A 25,873-nucleotide genomic window follows, 5' to 3' on the forward strand; every position below is an offset into this window, starting at 1 on the left:
TTTTTGGCACGCTGTTTGTTTATAACTAAGCGAACCCATAAAATTTAACAATTATGAAAAAGTTTATCTTATTTTTTGCAGCCATAATCCTAGGAGGGTTTTCTGCTACAGCTACAACCAATTTAGAAAATAATACTGTATCAACATTTTACAGAGGTTACGGCAACTCTTTCATATTTGTTGAAAACGGTATTGAATTTTCAGTATTCACAGATGGTCAATTCGATTTCAATATTTTGAGACATCAACCAGATTTAGCCATCTCAATTGGTACACGTAATGCAAATATTACCTTTAACTCTGGTTTTAATTATAATGCATACGTTCAATATGATGAATTTGGCGCTATTATACAAATAGAAAATACGCCTGTATTCTATGATTTTTATGGTCGCGTTACCCAAGTTGGAAATGTAAATATATTCTATAACAACTTCGGACGCATAAATCGTATTGGTGGCTTGTATGTTCATTATAATAGATATAATAGATTTTCCCACTATACCGGATTTATAAATATTTACAATCGTGCGTATGTATATAGGCCATGGCATCGTTTCTATAGCGTTCCAGCATTAGATTATTGCGTAGTTTACAACAGACCTTACAGACGTTTTTACACCCCTGTTAGATATGTGTACAACAGACCTTTTCGTAATAATTACAGACCGAGAACTGCTATTGCAAGTAGAAGAGGTAATAACATTGTTAGAAATAGAAAATATGCAACGGTAAACAGAAATGCGAGAAACAGGACAAAAGTAAACACTGTTGCCAACACCAGAAGATCTATTAACAGAAATGCCAATGTTAGAAACAACAGCTCTAGAAGAATTGCGAGTGCGAATGATAAAGGTAGGAACAACAGAAGTTTTGAAAATGGAAATTCTAGGGTAATAAATAGAAATAATAGTACGATGAGACGTGAGAGTTCTACAACAAACAGAAACTCTACTTACAGAAACCGAAGTAATAACAATATTGATGTTAGAAAGCAATCTAACACAACTGTAAGATCTCCTAAAAGGAATTCGTCTCAACAGGTTACGAGTAACAGGAGCTCCATGGTTACCAAAAAGCCAAAAGCAAATAATACTCGTATATATACTATAAATAACACAAACAGAAGCTCCAGGGAAACCGTAAATAGATCTTCTAGAAGCACATCAAAACCTGCTTCAAGTGTTACAAGAAGTGCAAGACAGACAAATTCTAGAGCTACTCAAAGTAGAAGCACTTCTAGAAATAACAATAAGTCATCTGATTCTAATCGTAGAAGAAGATAAATAGATTTTGGTTGGTTAGTTAAGAAAGCCCTGCGATATGTATGCCTCAAAGCAACATCGTGGGGTTTTCTGTTACTGCTTATTTTTTAAACTGAGTCCAATTTTTTTGTATTATATCGTTAATGTCTGGAGAAAAATTTGACCTATAAACAATTGCAGAAAAAGCAGTAACAACTAAAACAGATTTTAAAATGATATTAATTATGGCATGAAAATTAAAGTCCCAAAAATAGCCAAATACACCAAATAAAAGTAATAATGCAGCAACCTTTAAAGTATTATCTGAAAACGGCGTAATTTTAAAAACCCTATACACAACTATTAGCTTTAATGTATTGTATAGAAGAATTGCAATAAATGTAGCTAAAGCAGCACCGTTTAAGCCATATAGCGGTATTAGAAGTATATTTAGCAATACCATGATTATCACCAATATAACCCCTAACATCAATACAATCCTATAATATTCGCTATTAAACAATATAGCATTATTACTACCTAAAAGCGCATCATATAGTTTAGCGACACTTATTAATAAAACAACATATAAACCAACACTATATTCAGGAGAAATTAAAGTGTAAAGCTGCTTAATGTTAAGCACAATCAATAAAAAAATAAAGCCCGTGACTATGAAAAGATTTAAGGAACTACGCTTGTACAAATCCGCTAAACGTACCATATCCTTTTCATTTAAATATTTAGCCGACAACGGCAACAGTATTTGATGCATCGCCCGTTGCGGCACAGCTATTACGGCGGCAATAAAAATAGCAACATTGTAATAGGCTACGTTTTTTATAGGAACATATTTCCCTAACATTACCTTATCTACATCCAAAAGCACCGTTGCTATAGAACCTGCTATAATAATAAGAAAAGAATATTTTAAAATACTTCTAATGTTATTTACTTTTTTAAATACTATTACGGGCAACTTAACACTAAAAGCATATAGCATCATCACTAACATTCGCAATACATAAACTACCACAAGCGCAACCATAAACTGTTCAATAGTAATGGTTTCAAAATAGAGCAAAAATAAGATCACCATAGCGCCTACCCTATGAAACACTTCTTTCATAAAATTGCCGAAAACTGTTTGAAATTCTACCTTTACCCACGCATAAAATACTTCAAAATAAGCTAGGGCTATAGAGATAAAAAAGGTATGCCACAAATAGCCCTTTATCATGGGATTTTCAGAAGAAAGAAACTCGCCAATAATGTTATATCCAAAATAACCTATAATACCAACAGGGATAGCTATCGCCATAGGCAACAACAGCATTAAGGTTAAAAAGCTATTTAATGACAATCTTGTTTTAAAGGAGGTGTAAAACTTTACCAAGGTGTTATGCACACCAAAAGCCATTAAAGGCATTAAAACGTAAGCAGCAGACAACATAAAACCAACCATACCATAATAGGTATCGCTCATAAAGTTTACGTACAAAAACAATGTATTGATAGCCCCCACCACAAAGCCTATATATGTGGAAATAATGTTTTTAAATGATTGCGAAGCTACAATACCCATTACAGTAAATTTGACAAAGCTTTGGTTAGAGACTTTCTGTGATATTTTTCTAGCCCGATTGGATTGGTACCTAAATCTCCTTTTTTAAAAGCTTGATAATGCTCTAAGATAGTTTTTTTTAACGATTCAAAATCTTGGTAATTAAAGTACTTTCCTGTATTTGTATTTTTGATAATTTGCTCGACGTCTGATGCTTCAGGACCTATCGCTATAATAGGTCTTTTAGATACCATATACTCAAACAACTTACCTGGAATGATGCACCTTGTATCTTCAGAATCAATTTCAACCAATAGCAAAACTTGAGATTTTTTTTGATACTTAACTGATTCTAAATGTGAAACATAACCTACCTTATTTATATAATCAGTTAAATTGTAATTTTCAATACTTTTAATAATATCATTACTCACAAAACCCACAAGAGTTAACTGTAAATCGTTTTTAAAATCATCATATGCTCTCATTAATTCTGAAAGTGCTATCCAAAGAATTTCAGGATTTCGTTTTGACAAGAAAGATCCTATGTGCGCTATTGTGAATTTCTCATCTAAATCAGCTCTCTTAAATATCTCATCATCATAACCATTGGTTATGACAGATATGGGTTGTTTTGTGATATTTTGAAATTCTTTTTTAGTAATAGATGAAGTGGCTATAATCTGATCTGCAGTGATTAACACCTGTTTTTCTAAAGATTTATGCTTTTTTTGGGACCACTTGGTTAACTTTAATTGTTTATGATACCCAATAGTGGTCCACGGATCCCTAAAATCTGCCAGCCACTTGATATTTAGTTTTTGCTTTAGGTTTAAACCTATTAAATGCATACTATGCGGCGGACCAGTAGTAATAATAGTTTCAATATTTTCTTTTGAAATATAATCCAACAAGAATTGAGTCGCCGGTTTTACCCATCCTACCCTTGCATCAGGAACAAAAAAATTACCTCTTACAAATAGCATTACCTTCTCAAGAATAGACTGTCTTTTGCTTTCACTAATCAAGCCCTTGCTAATACTGTTGGTTTTTCGCATCGAAAAAAAATTAGCGAATTTGTAAGGCTCTGAAATAGGTAACTTAACTACCTTTAAATCATTTGAAACTTCAGCCTCTAAACTTTTATCTACGATTGGATAGGTTGCCTGTTCTGGCACAAAAACAACAGGCTCAACGTTAAAATCCGGGAGGTATTTTACAAATTTCAACCAACGTTGCACACCAGGGCCACCCGCAGGAGGCCAATAATAAGCGATTATGAGTACTTTTTTAAGCACGCTGTTTTCGTTTCTTAAACTCATAAAATATTCTGGCAACTAACAAAACAAATAGCAACGCAGAACTGGCTAAGGAAATTGAGCTACCTGTTTTCACCACATCAGGATCAAACTTAAACTCAATCGTATGCTCTCCAGCTGGAATTTCCATTCCTCTCAAAATATAATTTACCCTTTTAAAACTCGCTTCTTCCCCATCAATGGTAGCCTTCCAACCCTTAGGATAATAAATTTCTGAAAATACCGCAAAACCCTTATTCGGGTTATTTGATTTATACTTTATGTAATTTGGCTGATATGTTTCCACCTTAATAGTTGCAGCTGAATCCACTTCAAATTGGCTTTTAAAATCAGGGCTGTAGTTTTTTATGTTTATAAGCGCATGCTTTTTATTTTCTAAACTATCCAACAGCTTAATTTCCTCATTTGCGTTTGATACGCTTATTAGTTTTTCCACAAACCAAGCGTTTCCATTGGCTTCGTCGTTCAAATATGGAAATATACTGCCCTCTTGATCTTGCGCTATTATGTATTTAGTATTCAACATATTAAGCACATTAATATTATTTCTTGACACATACCAATCAAACACCTCGCGATAACGCTTTAGTTCAGCAGCGTTATAGCCATTTAACGAGTTGTGGAAATACGATGGCTTTGACGGTCCTGAAACCAAATCGAACACTCTAAAATGAGAAGTGTCCTTTTGTATCTGTTTATCAACCTCATTAGCGGTAAATGGTTTCGTCATTTTTATAGACGATACAAAATCATCTTCATTCACATAACGTCGGTTCACCCCTACCAAATCAAATAAAATCAATATTGCAAACCCTACCAGAACCCATTTTTGTTTTATTTTGTGATTTAAATATCCAAAAACCAATCCTGCAGAAAACAATACCAAAATTAATGATCTTAGTGAATCAGATGTAAAAATAGCTTTCCTATCATCTTTTACAGCTCTAATAAAATCTTGACCCAAAGCTTGGATGTATCTTCCATCATTTGCACCAACAAAATCGAACATTGAGCGCCCAAATAGCAAAAACACCAAAGCCAAACCTCCCGTAACCATGGATGCGTATTTTAACGCTTTTAGTTTTTCCTCGGCCTTATTAAAATCATTAAACAAACGCACCAAACCAAATATGGCTAAGACAGGAATACATAATTCTAATATCACTTGTATGGAAGTTACCGCCCTAAATTTATTATACAACGGCACATAATCTATAAAGAAATCCGTTAAAAAATTTAGGTTCTTGCCATAAGATAACAGCAAGGATAATATGGTACCGCCTACTAGCCACCATTTTAAGCGTCCTTTAACTAAAAAAAGTGCAAATACGAATAAAAACAGCACAACAGCACCTATATATGCAGGAGCTTCAACAATGGGTTGCTCTCCCCAATACATCGGGGCATTTTCAGCTTGATCTAAAGCCTGGGAAGGAGAAGCTCCAAGCTTTCTAACGGCATCATAAATATTAGAATCTTTTCCCAATTTTTCGGCATTTCCACCTCCCATAAATCTTGGGATAAAAAGGTTGAATGTTTCCCAACCACCATAACTAAACTGTGTAATATAATCCTTGTCTAAACCCGAAGACACTTCTTTTGGAGAACCATCAGGGTTAATAGTTAATTCGCTTTTGCCACGCGTACTATGCTTTACATATTCTTGGGTAGCCAATACGTTTGTAGCATTTAAACCAATCGCTAAAGCTACAGCGCCAATCAATACACCAATAGATTTAAAATAATGTGGCAGCATTTGTTTCTTGTATGCATCTATTAAATACACAACGCCTAGAACTATTACAAGAAGCAATAAATAGTAGGTCATTTGAAAATGATTCGCTACCAACTCCAACCCCATAGCAATTGCTGTTAGCAGAAACCCAAGAATATATCGCTTTTGAAACACTAAAAGAATACCACTGAGCACCAGTGGCATGTAAGCGATAGCATGTGCTTTACTATTGTGACCAACACCGAGAATAATTATTAAATAGGTTGAAAAACCAAACGCCAAAGCGCCTAACGCAGCCAGTTTAAAATCTACTTTTAGCACTAAAAGCAAAATATAAAAGCTTAATAGATACAGAAATAAATAATCTGCTGGTCTTGGCAGAAAACGCAAGGTTAAATCTAATTTTTTGATATAATTATGTGGATATCTTGCACCTAGTTGATACGTTGGCATGCCTGCAAAGGCACTATTAGTCCAATAGGTTTCTTCTCCTGTTTTGGCCTTAAAGTCCTTTTGTTGCTTAGACATACCAATGTATTGAACAATATCGCTTTGGTATATTTGTTTTCCTTGTAAAACTGGATTAAAATAAGCTAATGAAATTACAACAAACCCCAATAAAACTAGCAAATGCGGAAAGTACTTCTTAAATAAAAACTGCATGTAAAAAGGTTAAAAACACTAAGGCATGAAATTAGTCAATTTCTTCGTAATCCACATAATCGCCAACATCTTTATTTGATTGTTTTTGATTTGGCATTTTATCAATGGAGATTTCACCTTCTTTCTTTGGTGTCTCATAACGTTGTTGCCCAAACTGTCCACCAAACTTTTCTTCAGCTTTTTTAGAAACATATCGTAATAGAAAAGGCGCAAGTAAACGAGATAAAACTTTCACTCCGTAATACACGAGTAGAATAATACCAATAATTTTAACCAAACCTACAACCGATGCTTCTTGCTGCATAACTAATAATTTGTACAAAAATACAATTATAGCCATTTAAAAAACCCTGAAAAAACATAAAAAAAATATAAAATATCTATATTTGAAATTATTGAAAACCAACTAAACCAAAAAGCGCTTAAAACACTTCACCCTAAATCTTTGATTATGAAAACTATTAAATACTTGTTTTTTATTTTGGTTTCATTGGTCAGCACAACTCTTTTTGCTCAATATACTGAAGTAATAAATTCCAACAGGCCTGGTATGTCAAGAAGCGCATTTTCAGTTGGCACTAATGTATTACAATTTGAAGTTGGACCACTTTTTATTAAAGAAGAAAGAACACCACTACCAAGATACGAGGTGTCGGGCTTTGGCGTTGATTTTTCGGCAAGGTACGGTTTACTTTTTGAAGAACTGGAACTAAATATTGAAGGTAATTACCAAAACGACACAAGAACTTTGTTTTCAACATTTAATACTGAAAACAAACGTTCTAACTTCAAATATTTAACAATAGGCGCTAAATATCTTATTTACGATCCTTACAAAAACGCAGAAGAGGATAAACCAAATCTTTACAGTTGGAACGCAAATCGTGGTTTTAAATGGAAATCACTTATTCCTGCTGTAGCGGTTTATGCAGGTGTAAACTACGACACCGAAAACAACCCATACACCGCCCCAGGCATTGAAGGGTTTAGCCCTAAATTTATGATAGCAACGCAAAACAACTTTAATGGAGGATGGGTTTTTGTGATGAATTTGATAAAAGATAGAATTGGAACGGACCAATCTGATTTCTCATACATACTTACACTTACACACTCTTTTAGCCCCCAATGGGTTATTTTTGGAGAAACACAAGGCATACAAAGTGATTTTTACGCAGACAACCTATTAAGATTTGGCGGGGCATATTTATGGAGCAAAAACTTTCAACTAGATACTGCGGTTACTTTTAACACAAAAGACACTCCTTCAGTTTTAAACATTACTCTTGGCGCCTCTTACCGTTTAGATTTTCACAAGGATAAAAACATTGATAATGGCAATTCTGCTACTGATGAATTGGAAAGAAAATTAAGAAGCAAAGGCGCTAAGAAAAAGAAAAAAAGAAAGAAAGCTTTAGATACTGAAGAAAAGCAAGCTAAGAAACGAAAAAGAAAAGATGAAGATTTTGATAAATAAATTTTATCTAAGTTAGTGCATATGATAACAATAAAAGAGGTTACTTCTAAACGAGATTTAAAAGCTTTTGTAAAATTTCCATTTAAGCTTTACAAGGATTCTGAATTTTGGACACCCCCAATTATAAGTCAAGAATTAAAAACTTTTGACAAAATCGAAAACCCTGTATTTAATGATGCTGAAGCGCGCTTATTTCTAGCTTACAAAAACAACGAAATTGTAGGTAGGATTGCTGCAATCATCAATTGGCTGGAAGTGAAAAACCAAGACCAAAAAAAAATGCGTTTTGGCTGGTTTGATTTTATTGATGATTTTGACGTCTCAAAAGCACTTCTTAATAAGGTTGAAAACATAGGTAAAGACAATAATCTTGAATATACGGAAGGTCCTGTTGGATTTTCTAATCTCGACAAGGTTGGTGTTATAGACGAAGGCTATAATGCCGTCGCCCCTATGGTAACATGGTACAATTACCCATATTATATAAAACACTACGAAGCAGCTGGCTACAAAAAGGAAAAAGGCTATATAGAAAGTAGGTTTCCATTTTCTAATGTTCATCCTGAAACTTTTTTTAAGGCCCAAGAACTCATAAAACGCAGATACCAATTAAAGGCATTAAAATTCACTAAAACAAGCGAAGTTATGCCCTATGCGGATAAAATGTTTGATTTGTTTAATGAAGCATATGCATCACTATCCAGTTTTGTTGCCATAACCGATATCCAAAAAGAATATTTCAAGAAAAAGTTTATCAGCTTCATTAATCCTGAATACATCAAGTTTGTTGTTGATAAGGACGACGAATTAATAGCATTTGCTATTGTAATGCCAGGTTACGCCAAAGCTCTACAAAAAGCCAAAGGCAAGTTATTTCCTTTTGGCTTTATGCATCTTTTAAAAGCTAGAAAACACGCCAAAGATGTAATGTTTTACCTTATTGGTGTTCACCCAGACTATCAAAACAAAGGCGTACACGCTGTAATTTTTAATGAATATTACAATGTTTTTACAGCTAAAAATATTGAAATGTGCTATAGAACTCCAGAATTGGAAGATAATTTAGCCATTCAAAAAATATGGAAACACTTCAGCCCTGAAGTGTTTAGAAAACGAAAAACCTACAGAAAAGAATTATAAACAAAAAAGGTTCTATGCGATATAGAACCTTTTTTGTTTTTCTATGATAAAATTACTACTCGCCCATGGCAGACATTACAGCTGCCGATAAACGTTTGTAAGTTCCATTTTCCAATCTATCCCTAATAGCGTCAAACGCATCTAAAGTTTCCCTAACATCCTCTAGTGTATGTGTAGCGGTAGGTATCATTCTTAATAGAATTAATCCTTTAGGTATTACTGGATAAACCACTATAGAACAGAATATTCCATAATTCTCACGCAAATCCTTAACGAGTGCCATAGCCTCAGGAATACTCCCTTTTAAATACACAGGCGTTACACAACTTTGCGTTGTACCAATATCAAAACCTCTTTCTTTTAAACCAGATTGTAAGGCATTAACAATCTTCCATAGATTATCCTTCAACTCTGGCATTGTTCTCAACATATCCAAGCGCTTTAAAGCACCTTTAACTAATTGCATCTGCAAAGATTTTGCAAACATTTGAGAACGTAAATTGTATTTTAAATAATCTATGATTTCTTGATCTCCAGCTATAAAAGCACCTGTACTAGCCATAGATTTGGCGAAAGTGGCGAAATAAACATCAATATCATCTTGCACACCTTGTTCCTCACCTGCTCCTGCTCCTGTTGCACCTAATGTTCCGAAACCATGGGCATCATCAACAAAAAGCCTAAAGTTGAATTTCTTTTTAAGCTCAACGATTTCTTTTAATCGCCCTTGCTCACCTCTCATTCCAAATACACCTTCAGAAATCACCAAAATACCTCCTCCGGTTTGTTCTGCCATTTTTGTGGCGCGCTCTAAGTTTTTCTCTAAACTTTCAACATCGTTATGCTTATACGTAAAGCGTTTTCCCATGTGCAAACGCACACCATCAATTATACATGCGTGCGCATCAACATCGTAAACAATAATATCATCTTTGGCAACTAATGCGTCAATCGTGGACACCATACCTTGGTAACCAAAATTAAGTAAATAAGCCGCTTCTTTTTTTACAAAGGCAGCTAATTCGTTTTGTAGTTGTTCATGAAGATTTGTGTGACCGGACATCATGCGTGCTCCCATAGGGTAAGCAGAACCATATTCTGCCGCAGCTTCAGCATCTACCTTTCTTACTTCAGGATGATTGGCTAAACCTAGATAATCGTTTATACTCCAAGTAATTACATCTTTACCTTGGAATTTCATTCTGTTAGAAATCTCTCCTTCCAACTTAGGAAACACAAAATAACCTTCAGCATGAGCAGCCCATTTTCCTAAAGGGCCTTTATCCTTATAAATCTTATCAAATAAATCTTTCATCTACTATTACATATATGCACTTAAATTAAACATAGCTTTTTTTGAACACAACAAAGGTTCGTTTATGTTTAGGTATGAAGTTTTCAGTTCTTAGTTAGTGGTGCAAAATTAAAAATTTAACTGGTTTAAGCACAATTTTTACCCTTCAATTATATATAAATTAAAAAAAGAAATGGTTTTTTGCGATAAAACAAAAAACCATTTTCTAAAAATTATTTAAATTTTTACTATTTTATGTATTGAATAGATTGCGAAGCTTCTTCATGAATACTATCAAAAAAGCCTTGATCGTTCATCCATTTATCAGAGTAAACCTTACTCATATATCGCGACCCATGATCTGGGAATATAACTACTACAAAATCGTCTTTCTTAAACCTTTTTTCAGCACCAAGCTGCTTAATCGCTTGTATAGCCGCTCCTGAGGTATAGCCTACAAACATTCCTTCGGTTCTTGCTATTTCTCTAGCAGTGTGCGCGCTATCTTCATCGGTTACTTTAACAAATTCGTCAATAGCATCAAAATCTGTTGCTGTTGGTATTAAGTTTTTACCCAAGCCTTCAATACGATACGGATAGATTTCTTTTTCATCAAATTCTCTGGTTTCATGATATTTTTTAATAACCGAACCAAAAGCATCAACACCAATAATTCTCACATCAGGGTTTTGCTCTTTTAAATACTTTGCGGTTCCAGAAATAGTTCCTCCAGTGCCGCTGCAAGCCACCAAATGCGTAATCTTACCTTCTGTTTGTTTCCAAATTTCAGGACCAGTAGACGCGTAATGTGCATCAATATTCAATTGATTGAAATATTGGTTAATATACACAGAGCCTTTCATTTCGTCGTGTAAGCGCTTTGCTACTTCATAATACGAACGAGGGTCGTCTGCACTTACATGTGCTGGACATACATAAACCTTTGCACCCATGGTTTTCAGCATATCTATTTTATCTGCTGAAGATTTAGAGCTCACCGCAAGTATACAATCGTAACCTTTGATGATACTTACCATAGCTAAACTAAAACCTGTATTACCAGATGTAGTTTCGATAATAGTATCGCCGGGTTTTAAAATCCCTTGCCTTTCGGCTTCTTCGATGATGTAAAGTGCTATTCTGTCTTTTGAGGACTGACCTGGATTGAACGATTCTACCTTAGCGTAAAATCTTCCCTTTAGTTTTGAAGTTATTTTATTAAGCTTAACAAGTGGTGTATTACCTATTAAATCTAATAAGTTGTCAAAAACTTGATTTGTTTGTTCCATAAGTGTAATTTATCATCATTTTGATAACTATCAAAATGGTGACTTTAACTTGGCAAAAATAAGGATTTTTTTTTTTAGCGCCTAATATCTTCTAAATCTAATAAAAAAGCATATTCTAGAGCCACTTCCTTTAAACTTTCAAACCTTCCAGAAGCACCTCCGTGTCCTGCATCCATATCTGTATGCAATAATAATTTATTAGTATCGGTCTTTAAATCCCTAAGTTTAGCTACCCATTTTGCAGGCTCCCAATATTGCACTTGGGAATCGTGCAGCCCTGTAGTTACTAGCATATTTGGATATGCTTTAGCTTCAACATTATCATAGGGTGAATAAGATTTCATGTAGTTGTAAAACTCAATATTGTTCGGATTTCCCCACTCATCGTATTCCCCAGTTGTTAAAGGTATGCTTTCGTCTAGCATGGTAGTTACCACATCAACAAACGGTACTGCTGCTAAAACCCCATTATACAACTCTGGATTCATGTTAATGATGGCTCCCATTAACAAACCTCCTGCAGACCCCCCATATGCATATAAATGTTTTTCGGATGTATATCCTTCAGAAATTAAGTGCTTAGAGCAGTCTATGAAATCGGTAAATGTGTTTTTCTTAGTTAATAATTTCCCATTCTCATACCAATTTCTCCCTAAATACTCGCCACCTCTCACATGGCTAATCGCATAAACAAAGCCACGATCTAACAAACTTAACCTTATGCTAGAAAAAGTAGGATCTGTAGTTGAACCATAAGAACCATAGGCATATTGTAACAAAGGGTTTTTTCCATCCAACTTAACACCTTTTTTATAAACGATTGAAATTGGAATTTTCACCCCATCCCTTGCAGTGGCCCATATGCGTTTAGATTCATAATTTTCTTTTTTAAAAGTACCACCTAGAACTTCCTGCTCTTTTTTTATGTCTTTTGTCTTAGTTTTAAAGTTGTAATCTATTATAGAACTTGGATTTGTTAGTCCATTATAACCATAGCGCAAGGTGTCGCTTTCAAAGTCTGGATTGTTGCCTAAATATGCATTATAGGTTTCGTTATCAAAGGGCAAATAATAATCTTCATTACCTTCCCAACTTATAATTCTAATATTGTTTAACCCGTTTTCACGCTCATTAACAACTAGGTAGTCTTTAAATATCTCGATATCCTCAACCAAAACATGTTTTCTGTGAGGAATAATATCTTCCCAGTTTTCCTTATTCGTTTTTGTTTCTAGTGTTTTGCAAACCTTAAAATTTATGGATTCGTTTGCATTGGTAATAATGTAAAAACTATCATGAAAATGTGCAATGGAATATTCTAAATCCTGTGTGCGCTTTTGGAATACCTTAAAAGGTTCATTAGGTGTATTGGCATTTAAAATGCGGTATTCGGTGGTTAACGTACTGGATGAACCTATAACCAAATATTTTTTTGACTTTGTTTTGTATATGAATGTGTTAAACGTCTCATCTTCTTCATGAAACACCTCGATATCATCTTCTACGTCTGTTCCTAACACATGCCTAAAAATCTTATGGGAGCGCAAAGTCACTTCATCTTTTTTTGAATAGAATAACGTTTTATTATCGTTTGCCCAGGTAATACTTCCAGTAGTGTTTTTTATTTCATCTGTATAAATTTCACCAGTAATAAGATTTTTAACCTGAATAGTATATTGCCTTCTACTTACCACATCAGTTGAAAATGCGGCCATGGTGTTATCAGGACTTATAGAAATCCCTCCAAGTTTAAAATACGCATGGTTTTTTGCCATAGCATTACAATCAAACATAATTTCCTCTGGAGCTTCTAAATGTTCTTTTTTTCTAACATAAATAGGATAATCTTTACCTGTTTCAAATTTCGTAAAATACCAATACCCATTTAGTTTGTAAGGTACGGAAGTGTCATCCTCTTTAATTCTAGCTTTCATTTCTTCAAAGAGTTCTTTTTGAAAACTTTCGGTATGCTGCATTATGGCTTTGGTATATTCATTTTCAGCATTTAAATAATCTAGCACCTCTTTATCTTCTCTATCATTTAGCCAATAATAATTATCTATCCTTGTATCATTATGAATAGTTAGTTTATATGGAATCTTTTTTGCTACTGGAGGATTTATAGTATTGATAGTATTCGGCATTTACGTATAGTCTTTATAAAAAACAACAAAAATAAGCGTAAAGATGAGAATTAGAAGTTGTTTTTTTACTTTAACAATTTTTGAAGTAAAATTACAGTGTATTTTGATAATTTTGTAGCATACGTTTTATTTAAATAAAGAAGATATGTTTGGAGATATGATGAATATGATGGGCAAACTTAAAGAAACCCAAAAAAAAGTAGAAGAAACTAAAAAACGACTAGATACAGTTTTGATAGATGAACAAAGTAATGATGGAAAACTTAGAATTACACTAACAGCCAACAGAACTATAAAAGCTATTGAAATTGACGACCAATTGCTGGAAGATAAAGAGCAACTTGAAGATTATTTAATCATAACATTAAACAAAGCTATTGAAAAAGCGACTAATGTAAATGAAACTGAACTTGCAGCTGTAGCCAAAGAAGGTATGCCAAACATTCCAGGTATGGATATGTTTAAGTAACGTGCTAACACTCTATAGTCTTGATGGCTCTAATGCATTTCTCATGCATTTCGTTAGAATAATCTAGATGTGTTACCATTCTTAGTTTGCCTCCGCCCATACTAATGATTAAAACATTTTTATCTTTTAATTTTTTGGTAAACTGAGACTCATCCACATCTTCGTTTAACTCGAAAATAACAATATTAGTTTCAATAGGTTCTACTTGCTTTATAATAGACATGCTTGCAAGTGCTTCACCTAATTCTTTGGCTCTTTTGTGGTCTTCCAAAAGTCGTTTTACATTATTATCTAGAGCATATAAAGCTGCAGCAGCCAAATAACCTGCTTGACGCATATTACCACCAAAAATCTTCCTAATACGAATAGCATCTTCCATTATTTTGCTATCCCCTAGTAAAATAGAACCTACGGGACATCCTAAACCTTTACTGAAACAAATTGAAATGGTATCAAAAACGTCTCCGTATTGCTTTGTAGTTTCATTTTTAGCCACTAAAGCATTCCATAACCTCGCACCATCTAAATGAAAGCCAAGGTTGTTGTCTTTACATACCTGTTTAATTTTTAAAATCTCATTAAAATCCCAACAGGCACCACCACCTTTGTTTGTTGTGTTTTCAATTTCAACCAAGCTTGTTTTACTGTAATAATATGCATCTGGGTTGATGGCTTTTTTTACATCATCAGCTGTAAACATGCCATGTTCTCCATCAATTAAGTGGCAAGAAACGCCACTGTTAAACGAAGCACCTCCAGATTCATAATTATATATATGCGCATACTTGTCGCAAATCACCTGTTCACCCGGATTGGTATGTAGTTTAATCGCTGTTTGGTTTGCCATTGTTCCACTAGGAAAAAATAGCGCTTGCTCCTTACCAAACATATCTGCAACGCGAGATTCTAATTGATTTACCGTTATATCCTCTCTAAATACATCATCACCAACCTCAGCATGCATCATTGCCTTCAACATGTTTTTTGATGGCTTGGTAACCGTATCGCTTCTTAAATCTATCATAACCATAATTAAAGACGTTAAAATTAAGCTATTATTTCTAAAAAGCTATATCAAAAAACGATCTCTAGTTTTTACTATCAATCCCAATTACCCCTAAGCAATAATGGCATTAAAAATAACTCCAAGTGTGACTTAGTTCTAATTGAAGACGATGATATTAATTAGCAGATTACCATTTTTATCTCTTTAAATTTTCAATTTATCTAAAAAATAGGCTTTTAATCTATTGAACCCTAAAATTTTAGGTTTCATCTATTAATCGAAAAAATATTTCTTTTAACAAAAATTTAATAGGAGAGATACATCCTTTAATACATTTACATTTGTTAACTATTAATCTGATAAACACAAATCCTTTAATTATGAAAAAAAATCTATTATTACTGCTTGGTGTAGCAGTCATGTTCTTTTCCTGTCAGAACGAAAGCACCGAAGCAGAAGGACAGAACCAAACGGCCATCGAAGCAGAAATTGCTGCAGAGTCTGAAATTTTATCATCTGAAGTTGAAGTAGCCGGAATTGATGAAGGCGATGATGCACTTCAAATGACCGCTGAAAGTGAAATTTTAATTAAACGCCCCACTAACAATCCCGAATTAACATTTAGTACTGCTAGTAAATCACAATCAACTGAATGTGAAGCGGATATTGATGGTTTGGTTGCTAGCCTTCCGGAAACTCTAACCGCAACAACTACAGCAAAACCTGGTGTGGATGCTTACTTTGATTTAGAAATTCTTGATACTAATCTAGCTGGAACTGACATTCCTGCTTGGTGTGTAGATCAAGATTTAAGTTTAAATGTTGAAGGTCCTTTTTCTTTTTCAGTATATTCTAGTTTAGGAGACCTTCCTGAAGGGAAATTTGAAAAACCTGAGAATTTCGATAAAGTGAACTGGTTACTTAACCAATCTATAATAGGTACTGAAAGCCCTAATGGTGGTAACTACACATTTGGCCACATACAGTATGCTATTTGGAAGCTTGTTGATGATTCGGTATGTCAAGAATGCACCTATTTAACCGATCCTGTTGGTAATTGGAATTCTGCCCCATACAACGTTGCAAAAGCTGTTGAACTAGTTGATTTAGCAATGGCTAATGGTGCTGGTTTTGTTCCTGGTTGTGGAGAGAAACTTGGTATTATTTTAGTACCAGAAGGAAAACAATCCATTATAATCACTAAAGAGGTTCCTGCTAAGGAAAAAGAATGTGAAGATTGTGAAGGTGATGTTGATGAATTAACCATGGAATTCGATTGGCATTACGCTAAACGAGTAAGGATTTACCAAAGAAAAGAAAATACCTGCTATGGCGTGAAAGTTTTTGATCAAGTTTTACAGCCAGGTGAAGAGTTTACAATTGAAGGAGTTAACCATGACGGGTCTTTTGGTAGATACATTTATATCTATATTGGAAGTTGTTACTATACCAAAATTAAAACTAATTGTTACCTAAATATTGGCCCTGGCTACGAAAAAGGTGTATTTAATGTAATTAGCGGTACTAGTACGCATGGAGGAGAACTTTGTGAATACGTAAAACCAGAACCAACCAAATGTTATAGACACTGGATTTGCTATTACTATTATAAATACTGTAAATACGGATACTAATCCTATTTTAAAACAGAATATTTTAACATTAAAACCTAAATGTTGCTTCTGCATCGTTTAGGTTTTTTTATTTGTACTAATTTGTTTGAAACTCATTAAGTGAAGATGTTATTTTAACTTTTACTCTTATCGCCCCTCAAAGTTAAAAATGCTTTATAGAGTATAGGTAATGGGTCTCTTAAAATAAATCGAATAGGTGAATGCTGATAAATATAGGACAGATTTAATGTATAGAAAGGATTTTTTTTAAACCGTTTTACCAAACCTTCTAAACTTAAATAAGATATGTTAACCTTTGTTTTGTAATGTGTTTGATAACCTAGCGAAGATAGACAGTACAAGTATGGGAAATTTACACCTGTAATTAAAGATGCATCGGTTCCAAGCCAAAATCGGGGGTTTATCTCTATGACTTTGAATTTTTTTTGTTCCCTGTCGTACCTCCAATCTATGTTTGCAACTCCTGAATAGTTTAAACTCTTCATAAGTTTTTTTGCATTCTCAAAAAGTTCTTTGTTCTCTATAAAATCAAATGCAATTTGTGGTGTTAATTCTCCTGATCTAAAATCTGTAGCTTTTTGTATTGAATACGCAATTATCTCACCTTCCTTACATAGAACATTACAGCAAAAATCATCTCCCAAAATATATTCTTGAATTATAGAACCATGAGCGCCGTTGTAATTTTTACAATAGCGTATAAACTTTTCTTCATTTTCTACTATACATATACCTTTTCCTCCCCCTCCTCCTTCTACCGGCTTAATAATTAATGGATAGTTTAAATTAAGTGTTTTGGCGTCTAGAGTCTCAATACTATTTACTACTATACTTCTAGGACAAGGAATTTCCCAATCTTTTAGATGTAAGTACAGTAATCCTTTATTTCTAGCTACGTGAAGATTTTTGGCATTGGGTAAGCCACATATTTTTTTTGGTATATTAATCTCATTGATGCGTTCCGCTAAAATTGCTATTCCAGCTTCATAAATAGGCATAACCAAATCAATATTATGTTTATCTACTGTCTTGTTTATGCATTTAATCCATTTTTTTGGGGATACTTCGGGTTGGTATATGTACTTTTCTATATACCTTGAATATTTCATGTACCCATCTTCTTTGGAAGACATTACATATATCTTAATATGTTTTTTTAACGATAAGCAGTTTACTACATATAATAAAACATGAGCTTCACCGTCGGGAATTAAAACTTTGATAGTTCTAGTAATACTCATACTATATAAGACTAATATGTTGTGCTTAAATTGGCTTATTTAATACTATTTTCATCAAGCGCTTATTTTATAATATCAAAGTTTTTATTCAGAAAGCCTTACCAGTAGATCAAATTTGGAAAAAACCAGACCTTCTTTATAATTAATGTGCTTGCTTACATTATGATTATCTCCAATAATCCAATCTACATAAACCGCAGCTATATTAGCACCTGCTTCGTGTGAAAACGGATAGCCGCCCCCAAATCTTGCATTTAGCTCTAGAAAAATCCATTCGTTTTCTACAAAAAAAACATCTCCATCCAAACAGCCAACGTGTTTTAAATTATTGGCTAATTCAATTGAGAAATCATTAAATTTTTTATTTATAACCGATTTGGCCTTATCGGTTTCTCCATAGCGCATTTCTATTTTTTCTCTTAAAAACGTGCCAAAGTATTCACCATCAAAATTATTCACAATATCAAAGCCAAATTCTCTACCGTTTATTTTTTCTTGAATTACTATGATATCATCAACTTTCATAGTGCCATTTAAGCTATAACCTAATCTTTTTAATTGCTTTTTCTTTAGTTGATGCGCCAATTTTAACTCTTCCATATCTTCGCAAATATCTATGCCTATAGAACCACTGCCAAATCTTGGTTTTAAAACTATCGGAAATGATAAGGTGTTTTTTTTGATAGCCTTTAGAGCTGCATCAAAATTAATATATGTTTTTGGAGTGTTTAAACCTAAACCTTTAAAAAACTGATACGTTTTCCATTTGTCGAAAGCTAAATCGATGATGTTAGTATTTGAAACCAATACTTTTAAATTATTAATCTCTAAGGCGTCTTTGTTTTTCGATAAAATAGATAACTCTAAATCATTTAATGATATGAGAGCTACAATATTATAATCGGCTATTATATTTCTTAATTTATATATGTAGTTTTTATCATAAATATTTGGAACTTGTAGAAACATATCTGCATCAGCCGAAGCCGCAGCGTATTTATGGCTATCTACGGCAATAACTTTCCCTCTTCCTTTCAATGCTTCTTTAAAATATCTTAAAAGATAATTACGCTTTCCAGCACATGTAAAAAGTATGTTGTACTCCATTTTTTATAATTTGGCTGTTTTACGCAATTCGTCAAGATCTAACATGTTAGAATCTAGCTCAACATCGCCGTAATTTGTAAACACTTTTTTAAAGGTTTTTAGCAAAATTTTTAAATCCAGAAACAGTGACATCGTTTCAACGTATTCAATATCTTTGGCTAGTTTAGCATTCCAGCTTAAAGAATTTCTTCCTGAGATTTGTGCTAAACCAGTAACTCCGGGCCTTACAGTATGCCTAATGGACTCTTCTTTGGTATAATAAGGAAGATAACGCACTCGTAAAGGTCTTGGTCCTACCAAACTCATATCACCAATTAAAACATTAAACAACTGCGGAATCTCATCCAAAGATGTTTTTCGTAAAAAATCACCTAAACGTGTTATGCGTTCTCCATTGGGCAACAAATTCCCTTCTGTGTCTTTTCTGTCTGTCATGGTTTTAAATTTTACTATCTTAAAGATACGCTCGTCTTTACCTGGGCGAGATTGAAAAAAAAATGGTTCTCCTTTATTAACAAAGAATAACATGATAAGAACGATTAACAATATGGGTAGTAAAACCAATATACCAATAAAAGCTAATGTAACATCTATAAAACGTTTAAAAAAAACCTTATACATAACTTAAAACATTGATGTATAAAATATCATAACTCTACTAGGTTTTAATCTAAAATTTTATTTGTAATACCCTATAAATATTTGCTTATGCTTTGTATAGGGCTTTTTTTTTAAGGAAGTAATGTGCATGCTCCATAACAATAAAATCTAGTTTTAATAAAATATGTAGGTTACAATATTTGGATACATTTGGTTAAGTTTCAAAAATAGTAGTATAACCTTTAAAGTCACAAAAAATTCGATAATAAAACAATAATCACCCTTAAAATATCCTTTTTTTCGTTTAAATCTCAAATATTTAAACATATTTTTGCTCAAAATGAAATAACAGACATGATCACATCCGATAATATTAAGAATCTTAATACCCGCCTTGACAAACTTAGGCACTATCTTTGACATAGATGCCAAACTTGTAGAAATACAAAACGAAGAAGAGCAAACCTTCGACCCCAATTTTTGGAACGACCCGAAAGCTGCAGAAACAGTAATGAAATTACTTCGGGTTAAGAAAAAATGGGTACAAGACTATAAAGATGTAAAAACCCTTATTGAAGACTTAGAGGTTATTTACGAATTTTTTAAAGAGGACGAAGCCACCCAAGAAGATGTAGAGAACCGCTACAATAAAGCAGCTGACTTATTAGAAGATATAGAATTTAGAAACATGCTGTCTGAGGAAGGCGATAGTTTAAGCGCCGTATTACAAATAACCGCAGGGGCTGGTGGTACCGAAAGCTGCGATTGGGCCAGTATGCTTATGCGTATGTACTTAATGTATGCCGAAAAAAGTGGCTTTAAAATTAAAGAGCTTAACTTTCAAGAAGGCGATGTAGCTGGCATAAAAACAGTAACTCTAGAAATTGAGGGTGATTTTGCTTTTGGATGGCTAAAAGGTGAAAATGGCGTGCATCGCTTGGTACGTATCTCTCCTTTTGATAGTAATGCAAAACGCCATACAAGTTTTGCCTCGGTTTATGTTTATCCATTAGTTGATGATACCATTGAGATTGAAATTAATCCTGCTGATATAGAAATTACAACAGCCCGATCTAGCGGTGCTGGTGGCCAAAATGTAAATAAGGTAGAGACCAAAGTACAGCTAACCCATAAACCTACGGGTATTCAAATCTCGTGTTCCGAAACTCGATCTCAACATGATAATAGAGCAAGGGCAATGCAAATGTTAAAGTCGCAATTATATGAAATTGAGCTACAAAAGCAATTATCCCAAAGAGATGATATTGAAGCTGGCAAAATGAAAATTGAATGGGGCAGCCAAATACGTAATTATGTAATGCATCCCTATAAATTGGTTAAAGATGTAAGAACTAGCCACGAAACTGGAAATGTGGATGCCGTTATGGATGGCAATATAGATTCGTTTTTAAAAGCATATTTAATGATGATGGGGCAAAAAACAGAAGATAACAATCAATTATGACGCAAATAGACACCATAATTTTTGATTTAGGCGGTGTCCTGATTGATTGGAATCCAGAATACGTTTTTTTAGATACTTTTAACGGAGATAGAGAAAGAATGCAATGGTTTCTAGATAATATTTGTACCATGGCTTGGAATGAAAATCAAGATGCTGGTTATCCTCTTTATAAAGCTACTGAAGATTTAGTGGAGCAATTTCCAAAATACGAAACCTATATTAGAATGTATTATGGCGACTGGGAAAACATGTTAGGCGATGCCATACATGAAACTGTAGAAGTTTTAAAAAATTTAGTAAACGATGGAAGATATAAAGTAGTGGCACTTACAAACTGGAGTGCTGAGACATTTCCTATAGCTCTTAAAAGATTTGAGTTTTTAACGTGGTTTGAGGGCATAGTAGTCTCTGGAGAAGAAAAAACTAGAAAACCTTTCAAGGAAATTTTCGAAATCATGTTGAAACGATTCAATATAACCCCTAAAGCATCGATTTTTATAGATGACAATGAAAGAAATGTTAATGCTGCCAATGCGTTAGGTATTCATGGAATTTTGTATGAAGACCCAAATCAATTAATATCAGCATTAAAAGACTATAATATCCACATCAAATGATAAAAATTTACCATAATAATCGCTGTAGAAAATCGCGCGAAGGGTTAGAAATTTTAGAAAATTCTGGAAAAGAATTTCAAATTGTTAAATATTTAGAAGACAGTCCATCAAAATCAGAATTAGCTGAAATTATTCAATTATTAGGCATACAACCCATAGAATTAGTCAGAAAAAATGAAGCGATATGGAAATCAGACTTCAAGGGTAAGAACTTGAACAATGATGACATTATTGATGCTATGGTAAAATATCCTAAATTAATAGAGCGCCCCATTGTTATTAATGGAAATAAAGCGATTATTGGTCGACCTCCTTCGCTTATTTTAGATATTATTTAGATACGCTCTAAACTTCTTTTAACATACTTTTAACCGAAACAGGCATAATGAACCTCTAATTTCGCAGAAAAATTGGTTGGTGAAATGCAAAAAGTAAAATTCTTCTTATGTCTATCTCTCATTTCCTTTAGCATTTTTGCTCAAAAAGAGGTTGAGATTTCAGGTAAAGTATTAGATAAAGAAACTGGACAACCTCTTGAATATGCTACAGTTTCATTTTTTAACAAAAGTTTAAATAAAATTGAAACTGGAGGTATAACAGATTTGGATGGAAATTTTAACATCCCTGTAAATATTGGTGTTTATGATATTTCAATAGAATACATTTCGTTTAAAACCATTACCATTCCAGATAAAAATATTACGACATCTGAAAATATTGGCACTTTTAACTTAGAACTAGATACAGAAACCCTTGAGGCAGTAGAAATAATTGCTGAAAAAACAACTGTAGAAGTTCGTTTAGATAAAAAGATTTATAATGTTGGAAAAGATTTAACCGTAAGTGGAGGAACCGTTAGTGATGTACTAGACAATGTACCGTCCGTTTCGGTTGATGCTGAAGGTACCGTTGCTTTGAGAGGTAACGACAATGTTAGAATCTTAATAAATGGAAAACCTTCTGGTTTAGTTGGGCTTAATTCTGCCGAAGCATTACAGCAATTACCTGCTGAAGCTATCGAAAAAGTCGAAGTAGTTACATCGCCATCAGCACGATACGAAGCCGAGGGTACAGCTGGTATTTTGAATATTATATTAAGGAGAAGTAAACTTCAGGGGCTTAATGGTTCTGTTACAACTAATATAGGTCATCCGGAAACTTATGGCATTAACGGAAATATAAACTATCGTACGGGGAATATAAATATTTTTAATACTACTGCATATAATGACAGGGAGCGTCTTGGGAAATGGTATAACGATGTAAGTTATTTTGATATAAATACACCCGATTTAAATGAAAGACGTAACTGGACCGATAACAGAAAAGGCGTAACAACAAACACTGGAATAGAATGGTATATAAACGATTCAGCATCACTTATTGGCTCGGTTGTTTATAGAAATAGTGACAACCTAAATAACTCTGTTAATACCCTTACGCAGTTCAATAAGATTAATAATACCATAAGTGAAAGTTTTAGACTCGACCCAGAGAAAGAGGATAATAAAACCATTCAATATGCGCTAAACTTTACCAAAAATTTTGAGAAAACAGATCATAAACTAACTGCCGATTTTCAATACGAAGATAGTGATGCAAACATAAATTCACTCATTAACGTTAATGGTATAGATTCTGAAATAGTGAATACTTTAGAAGACCAGCAAAATATTTTATTACAAACAGATTATGTTGTTCCTATAGGAAAAAAAAGTCAATTCGAGATTGGATATAGAGGCGATTTCACTACCCGATCTACTGATTTTGAAGTCTCGTTTCTAAATCCAAATTCTGGAGCTTTCGAAATAAATAGAAATCTAACGAACGTTTTTAATTTTAAGCAATACATCACAGCTGCTTATACGCAATTTGGAAGTAAAATTGGGAACTTCTCATATTTATTGGGACTGCGTATGGAAAATACACGAATTACCTTAGATCAACCAACAACAGGAGATTTTAATAGAAAAAAAATAGATGGATTATTTCCAACGGTGAATTTTAATTATGAGGTTAGCGAAACACAGAGTTTTAGCTTAGGGTATAACAGACGAATACGAAGACCAAGAGGTTTTATGCTTAACCCCTTCCCTTCTCGCTCCAGTGTTACAAACGTTTTTCAAGGAAACCCTGATTTAAACCCTACTTTTGCAGGCACTTTTGAATTGGGATATTTAAACAGATTAAACAAAGTAACCATTTCATCATCTATATATTACGCAAGCTCTAAAGACATAATGACTTTTGTAAGCAGAAGAACGGGGCAAACTGTAATTGTAGATGGCGAAGAATTTCCAGTAATAGAACGTGGGCCAGTAAATCTGGGTGAAGATCGCCGGTATGGTTTTGAGTTTAACCTTAATTACAGTCCATCAAGAAAATGGCGCGTAAATACAGATTTTAATATTTTTAGATTTGAGCGTGAAGGTACTTTTGAAGGCATAGATCTGAGTGCAGATAATTTGACTTGGACTGCAAGAATAAACAATAAAATTACTTTACCTTATGCCATTGATTGGCAAACAAATATTAGTTACAGGGGACCATCTCAAGATGCTCAAAATAACAGAAGAGGTGTATTTGGCACAAATGTAGCTTTAAGCAAGGATTTATTTAAAGAAAAAGCCTCAATAGCTTTTAATGTTCAAGATGTTTTTAACTCGAGGTTTTACAGGAATGACATTAATGCAGAAACTTTTACCGCATATCAAGAAATACAATTTAGAGGAGGGCGCATCTATAATTTAGCGTTTACTTACAGATTTAACCAGAAGAAAAAGCCCGAGCGTCAGAGAGATTTCGACAGCGAAGGTATGGAAATGTAGTAAAAAAAAGGTGAAACAATGTTTCACCTTTTTTATTTATAAATAACTTTTAACTCTAACTTTGCAAACGCTTCGCTTTCTTTTCTTCCCTTATTTCCTTGAGCCTTTCAATTAAAGAACCTCCAATCCAATAAGGGATTACAAAGGTTAACAAAAAAATCATTAACCAAAATCCTATGGTTAAAATAGTTAAGAAAGCTAAAAATCCTAAATACTGGTCAAATTCAAATAACATTGTAAGCGTTTTTATAATGTGTTGCAAAGTTAATGTAAAGCAGATTGTTTTACAATACTAAATCAAAAATTATCAACAGTTTTTTCAACTAATTTAAATTTGGTTGTGGCGTCATACGCAAATAGGGCTTCACCTCTTTATATCCTTTGGGAAAAATACTTGGTATGTCTTCTGTTGCTACAGCTGGTACAACCACACAATCATCGCCGTTATTCCAATTTGCTGGAGTAGCTACCTTATGATATGCTGTTAGCTGCAACGAATCTATAACGCGCAAGAGTTCATCAAAATTTCTTCCTGTTGAAGCAGGGTATGTAATAATTAATTTTACCTTTTTATTATTGTCTATTACAAATACCGAGCGTACAGTAAGATTGCTATCTGCATTAGGGTGAATCATATCATACAATTCTGAAACTTTTTTATCTTCATCTGCTATAATAGGAAAATTAACTGTAGTATTTTGTGTTTCATTAATGTCTCCAATCCAGCCTTTGTGAGATTCTAAACCATCAACACTTAACGCTACGACTTTTACATTTCGTTTATCAAACTCATCTTTATATTTTGCTACAGTACCCAATTCTGTGGTACAAACTGGCGTGTAATCTGCTGGGTGAGAAAACAAAACCCCCCAACTATCTCCTAACCATTCATGAAAATTTATTTCACCTTCAGTAGTTTTTGCTTTAAAATTAGGAGCTTCATCTCCTAGTCTAATCGTTGCCATAATATATTTTTTTAGTTAATAATTATAAAATTCTAATTCCTACTAAATTAATAGATTTAAAATTTATTCCAA

General features: G+C 33.5%; 22 protein-coding genes. 9 read left to right on the forward strand and 13 right to left on the reverse strand.

What is annotated here, in order from left to right:
• The first annotated feature begins 53 nt into the window (after positions 1–53).
• Positions 54–1,286, forward strand: a complete 1,233-nt coding sequence (locus BMY39_RS08445) for a hypothetical protein (RefSeq protein ID WP_092578554.1) — start codon at positions 54–56, stop codon at positions 1,284–1,286.
• Positions 1,287–1,365: 79 nt separating this feature from the next.
• Here the strand turns inward: BMY39_RS08445 and BMY39_RS08450 are convergent, their stop codons facing one another.
• The 4 genes from BMY39_RS08450 to BMY39_RS08465 are packed head-to-tail and all read right to left on the reverse strand — an operon-like array spanning position 1,366 to position 6,829.
• Entirely contained in the window at positions 1,366–2,829 is a 1,464-nt protein-coding gene (locus BMY39_RS08450) for a lipopolysaccharide biosynthesis protein (protein WP_092578557.1), read from the reverse strand.
• Positions 2,829–4,130, reverse strand: a complete 1,302-nt coding sequence (locus tag BMY39_RS08455; RefSeq protein WP_092578559.1) for a glycosyltransferase family 4 protein — start codon at positions 4,128–4,130, stop codon at positions 2,829–2,831. The genes BMY39_RS08450 and BMY39_RS08455 overlap by 1 nt, the downstream gene beginning before the upstream one ends.
• The gene (locus BMY39_RS08460; RefSeq protein ID WP_092578561.1) at positions 4,099–6,525 is read right to left on the reverse strand and encodes a YfhO family protein; all 2,427 of its coding nucleotides are present in this window, start codon (positions 6,523–6,525) and stop codon (positions 4,099–4,101) included. The genes BMY39_RS08455 and BMY39_RS08460 overlap by 32 nt, the downstream gene beginning before the upstream one ends.
• 31 nt (positions 6,526–6,556) lie before the next feature.
• Entirely contained in the window at positions 6,557–6,829 is a 273-nt protein-coding gene (locus BMY39_RS08465; protein WP_092579187.1) for a DUF4834 family protein, read from the reverse strand.
• A 147-nt stretch (positions 6,830–6,976) separates the two neighbouring features.
• Here BMY39_RS08465 and BMY39_RS08470 point away from each other — a divergent pair, with 147 nt between their 5' ends.
• Complete coding sequence (locus tag BMY39_RS08470; protein ID WP_092578563.1) at positions 6,977–8,002, forward strand: transporter; 1,026 nt, start codon at positions 6,977–6,979, stop codon at positions 8,000–8,002.
• A gap of 21 nt (positions 8,003–8,023) precedes the next feature.
• Positions 8,024–9,142 carry a GTP cyclohydrolase gene (locus BMY39_RS08475; RefSeq protein ID WP_092578565.1) on the forward strand — a complete coding sequence of 373 codons (1,119 nt, stop codon included), beginning with the start codon at positions 8,024–8,026 and terminating at the stop codon, positions 9,140–9,142.
• A 55-nt stretch (positions 9,143–9,197) separates the two neighbouring features.
• Here BMY39_RS08475 and BMY39_RS08480 read toward each other — a convergent pair whose 3' ends face one another.
• From BMY39_RS08480 to BMY39_RS08490, 3 genes are all read right to left on the reverse strand, one after another.
• Positions 9,198–10,457: a cysteate-C-fatty acyltransferase gene (locus BMY39_RS08480; protein WP_092578567.1), complete on the reverse strand. Its 1,260-nt coding sequence runs from the start codon at positions 10,455–10,457 to the stop codon at positions 9,198–9,200.
• Between the two features lie 227 nt (positions 10,458–10,684).
• On the reverse strand, positions 10,685–11,725 hold the full coding sequence (locus tag BMY39_RS08485; protein ID WP_092578569.1) for a cysteate synthase: 1,041 nt from the start codon (positions 11,723–11,725) through the stop codon (positions 10,685–10,687).
• A gap of 74 nt (positions 11,726–11,799) precedes the next feature.
• Positions 11,800–13,869, reverse strand: coding sequence for a S9 family peptidase (locus tag BMY39_RS08490; RefSeq protein ID WP_092578571.1), 2,070 nt, complete (start codon positions 13,867–13,869; stop codon positions 11,800–11,802).
• A 145-nt stretch (positions 13,870–14,014) separates the two neighbouring features.
• Between BMY39_RS08490 and BMY39_RS08495 the strand changes: the two genes are divergently transcribed.
• A complete protein-coding gene (locus BMY39_RS08495; protein WP_092578573.1) occupies positions 14,015–14,338 on the forward strand; it encodes a YbaB/EbfC family nucleoid-associated protein in 324 nt (107 codons plus the stop codon).
• Between the two features lie 4 nt (positions 14,339–14,342).
• On the opposite strand, the gene BMY39_RS08500 is transcribed toward BMY39_RS08495, so the two are convergent.
• Positions 14,343–15,362 carry a threonine aldolase family protein gene (locus BMY39_RS08500; protein WP_394333963.1) on the reverse strand — a complete coding sequence of 340 codons (1,020 nt, stop codon included), beginning with the start codon at positions 15,360–15,362 and terminating at the stop codon, positions 14,343–14,345.
• Between the two features lie 362 nt (positions 15,363–15,724).
• Here BMY39_RS08500 and BMY39_RS08505 point away from each other — a divergent pair, with 362 nt between their 5' ends.
• Positions 15,725–16,978 carry a hypothetical protein gene (locus tag BMY39_RS08505; protein WP_092578577.1) on the forward strand — a complete coding sequence of 418 codons (1,254 nt, stop codon included), beginning with the start codon at positions 15,725–15,727 and terminating at the stop codon, positions 16,976–16,978.
• A gap of 113 nt (positions 16,979–17,091) precedes the next feature.
• On the opposite strand, the gene BMY39_RS08510 is transcribed toward BMY39_RS08505, so the two are convergent.
• The 3 genes from BMY39_RS08510 to BMY39_RS08520 all read right to left on the reverse strand — a co-directional run bounded on the left by BMY39_RS08510 (position 17,092) and on the right by BMY39_RS08520 (position 19,947).
• The gene (locus BMY39_RS08510; protein WP_092578579.1) at positions 17,092–18,219 is read right to left on the reverse strand and encodes an ATP-grasp domain-containing protein; all 1,128 of its coding nucleotides are present in this window, start codon (positions 18,217–18,219) and stop codon (positions 17,092–17,094) included.
• A gap of 84 nt (positions 18,220–18,303) precedes the next feature.
• On the reverse strand, positions 18,304–19,326 hold the full coding sequence (locus BMY39_RS08515) for an ATP-grasp domain-containing protein (protein ID WP_092578581.1): 1,023 nt from the start codon (positions 19,324–19,326) through the stop codon (positions 18,304–18,306).
• A gap of 3 nt (positions 19,327–19,329) precedes the next feature.
• Complete coding sequence (locus BMY39_RS08520; protein WP_092578583.1) at positions 19,330–19,947, reverse strand: sugar transferase; 618 nt, start codon at positions 19,945–19,947, stop codon at positions 19,330–19,332.
• Between the two features lie 333 nt (positions 19,948–20,280).
• Between BMY39_RS08520 and prfB the strand changes: the two genes are divergently transcribed.
• From prfB to BMY39_RS08545, 4 genes are all read left to right on the forward strand, one after another.
• Positions 20,281–21,391 (forward strand): peptide chain release factor 2 gene (prfB, locus tag BMY39_RS08530; RefSeq protein ID WP_143064755.1). Its coding sequence is split into 2 segments (ribosomal slippage): positions 20,281–20,343 and positions 20,345–21,391, totalling 1,110 coding nucleotides; the frame shifts between segments, so codons are not numbered across the junction.
• Positions 21,388–22,008: an HAD family hydrolase gene (locus BMY39_RS08535; RefSeq protein ID WP_092578589.1), complete on the forward strand. Its 621-nt coding sequence runs from the start codon at positions 21,388–21,390 to the stop codon at positions 22,006–22,008. The genes prfB and BMY39_RS08535 overlap by 4 nt, the downstream gene beginning before the upstream one ends.
• Entirely contained in the window at positions 22,005–22,346 is a 342-nt protein-coding gene (gene arsC / locus BMY39_RS08540) for an arsenate reductase (glutaredoxin) (RefSeq protein WP_092578591.1), read from the forward strand. The genes BMY39_RS08535 and arsC overlap by 4 nt, the downstream gene beginning before the upstream one ends.
• A gap of 84 nt (positions 22,347–22,430) precedes the next feature.
• On the forward strand, positions 22,431–24,836 hold the full coding sequence (locus BMY39_RS08545) for a TonB-dependent receptor (protein ID WP_092578593.1): 2,406 nt from the start codon (positions 22,431–22,433) through the stop codon (positions 24,834–24,836).
• 55 nt (positions 24,837–24,891) lie between these two features.
• On the opposite strand, the gene BMY39_RS15235 is transcribed toward BMY39_RS08545, so the two are convergent.
• Together BMY39_RS15235 and BMY39_RS08555 are read right to left on the reverse strand one after the other, a co-directional pair.
• The gene (locus BMY39_RS15235; protein WP_092578595.1) at positions 24,892–25,071 is read right to left on the reverse strand and encodes a hypothetical protein; all 180 of its coding nucleotides are present in this window, start codon (positions 25,069–25,071) and stop codon (positions 24,892–24,894) included.
• 88 nt (positions 25,072–25,159) lie between these two features.
• A complete protein-coding gene (locus BMY39_RS08555; protein ID WP_092578597.1) occupies positions 25,160–25,801 on the reverse strand; it encodes a peroxiredoxin in 642 nt (213 codons plus the stop codon).
• Between the last annotated feature and the right edge of the window lie 72 nt (positions 25,802–25,873).

The sequence above is a fragment of the Hyunsoonleella jejuensis genome, assembly GCF_900111025.1.
GTDB classification, from domain to species: domain Bacteria; phylum Bacteroidota; class Bacteroidia; order Flavobacteriales; family Flavobacteriaceae; genus Jejuia; species Jejuia jejuensis.

Excerpts from the sequence above, each read along its gene's own strand:
- BMY39_RS08445 (WP_092578554.1), top strand. The coding sequence starts at position 54 with ATGAAAAAGTTTATCTTATTTTTTGCAGCCATAATCCTAGGAGGGTTT.
- BMY39_RS08450 (WP_092578557.1), bottom strand. The coding sequence starts at position 2,829 with ATGGGTATTGTAGCTTCGCAATCATTTAAAAACATTATTTCCACATAT.
- BMY39_RS08455 (WP_092578559.1), bottom strand. The coding sequence starts at position 4,130 with ATGAGTTTAAGAAACGAAAACAGCGTGCTTAAAAAAGTACTCATAATC.
- BMY39_RS08460 (WP_092578561.1), bottom strand. The coding sequence starts at position 6,525 with ATGCAGTTTTTATTTAAGAAGTACTTTCCGCATTTGCTAGTTTTATTG.
- BMY39_RS08465 (WP_092579187.1), bottom strand. The coding sequence starts at position 6,829 with ATGCAGCAAGAAGCATCGGTTGTAGGTTTGGTTAAAATTATTGGTATT.
- BMY39_RS08470 (WP_092578563.1), top strand. The coding sequence starts at position 6,977 with ATGAAAACTATTAAATACTTGTTTTTTATTTTGGTTTCATTGGTCAGC.
- BMY39_RS08475 (WP_092578565.1), top strand. The coding sequence starts at position 8,024 with ATGATAACAATAAAAGAGGTTACTTCTAAACGAGATTTAAAAGCTTTT.
- BMY39_RS08480 (WP_092578567.1), bottom strand. The coding sequence starts at position 10,457 with ATGAAAGATTTATTTGATAAGATTTATAAGGATAAAGGCCCTTTAGGA.
- BMY39_RS08485 (WP_092578569.1), bottom strand. The coding sequence starts at position 11,725 with ATGGAACAAACAAATCAAGTTTTTGACAACTTATTAGATTTAATAGGT.
- BMY39_RS08490 (WP_092578571.1), bottom strand. The coding sequence starts at position 13,869 with ATGCCGAATACTATCAATACTATAAATCCTCCAGTAGCAAAAAAGATT.
- BMY39_RS08495 (WP_092578573.1), top strand. The coding sequence starts at position 14,015 with ATGTTTGGAGATATGATGAATATGATGGGCAAACTTAAAGAAACCCAA.
- BMY39_RS08500 (WP_394333963.1), bottom strand. The coding sequence starts at position 15,362 with ATGATAGATTTAAGAAGCGATACGGTTACCAAGCCATCAAAAAACATG.
- BMY39_RS08505 (WP_092578577.1), top strand. The coding sequence starts at position 15,725 with ATGAAAAAAAATCTATTATTACTGCTTGGTGTAGCAGTCATGTTCTTT.
- BMY39_RS08510 (WP_092578579.1), bottom strand. The coding sequence starts at position 18,219 with ATGAGTATTACTAGAACTATCAAAGTTTTAATTCCCGACGGTGAAGCT.
- BMY39_RS08515 (WP_092578581.1), bottom strand. The coding sequence starts at position 19,326 with ATGGAGTACAACATACTTTTTACATGTGCTGGAAAGCGTAATTATCTT.
- BMY39_RS08520 (WP_092578583.1), bottom strand. The coding sequence starts at position 19,947 with ATGTATAAGGTTTTTTTTAAACGTTTTATAGATGTTACATTAGCTTTT.
- BMY39_RS08535 (WP_092578589.1), top strand. The coding sequence starts at position 21,388 with ATGACGCAAATAGACACCATAATTTTTGATTTAGGCGGTGTCCTGATT.
- arsC (WP_092578591.1), top strand. The coding sequence starts at position 22,005 with ATGATAAAAATTTACCATAATAATCGCTGTAGAAAATCGCGCGAAGGG.
- BMY39_RS08545 (WP_092578593.1), top strand. The coding sequence starts at position 22,431 with ATGCAAAAAGTAAAATTCTTCTTATGTCTATCTCTCATTTCCTTTAGC.
- BMY39_RS15235 (WP_092578595.1), bottom strand. The coding sequence starts at position 25,071 with ATGTTATTTGAATTTGACCAGTATTTAGGATTTTTAGCTTTCTTAACT.
- BMY39_RS08555 (WP_092578597.1), bottom strand. The coding sequence starts at position 25,801 with ATGGCAACGATTAGACTAGGAGATGAAGCTCCTAATTTTAAAGCAAAA.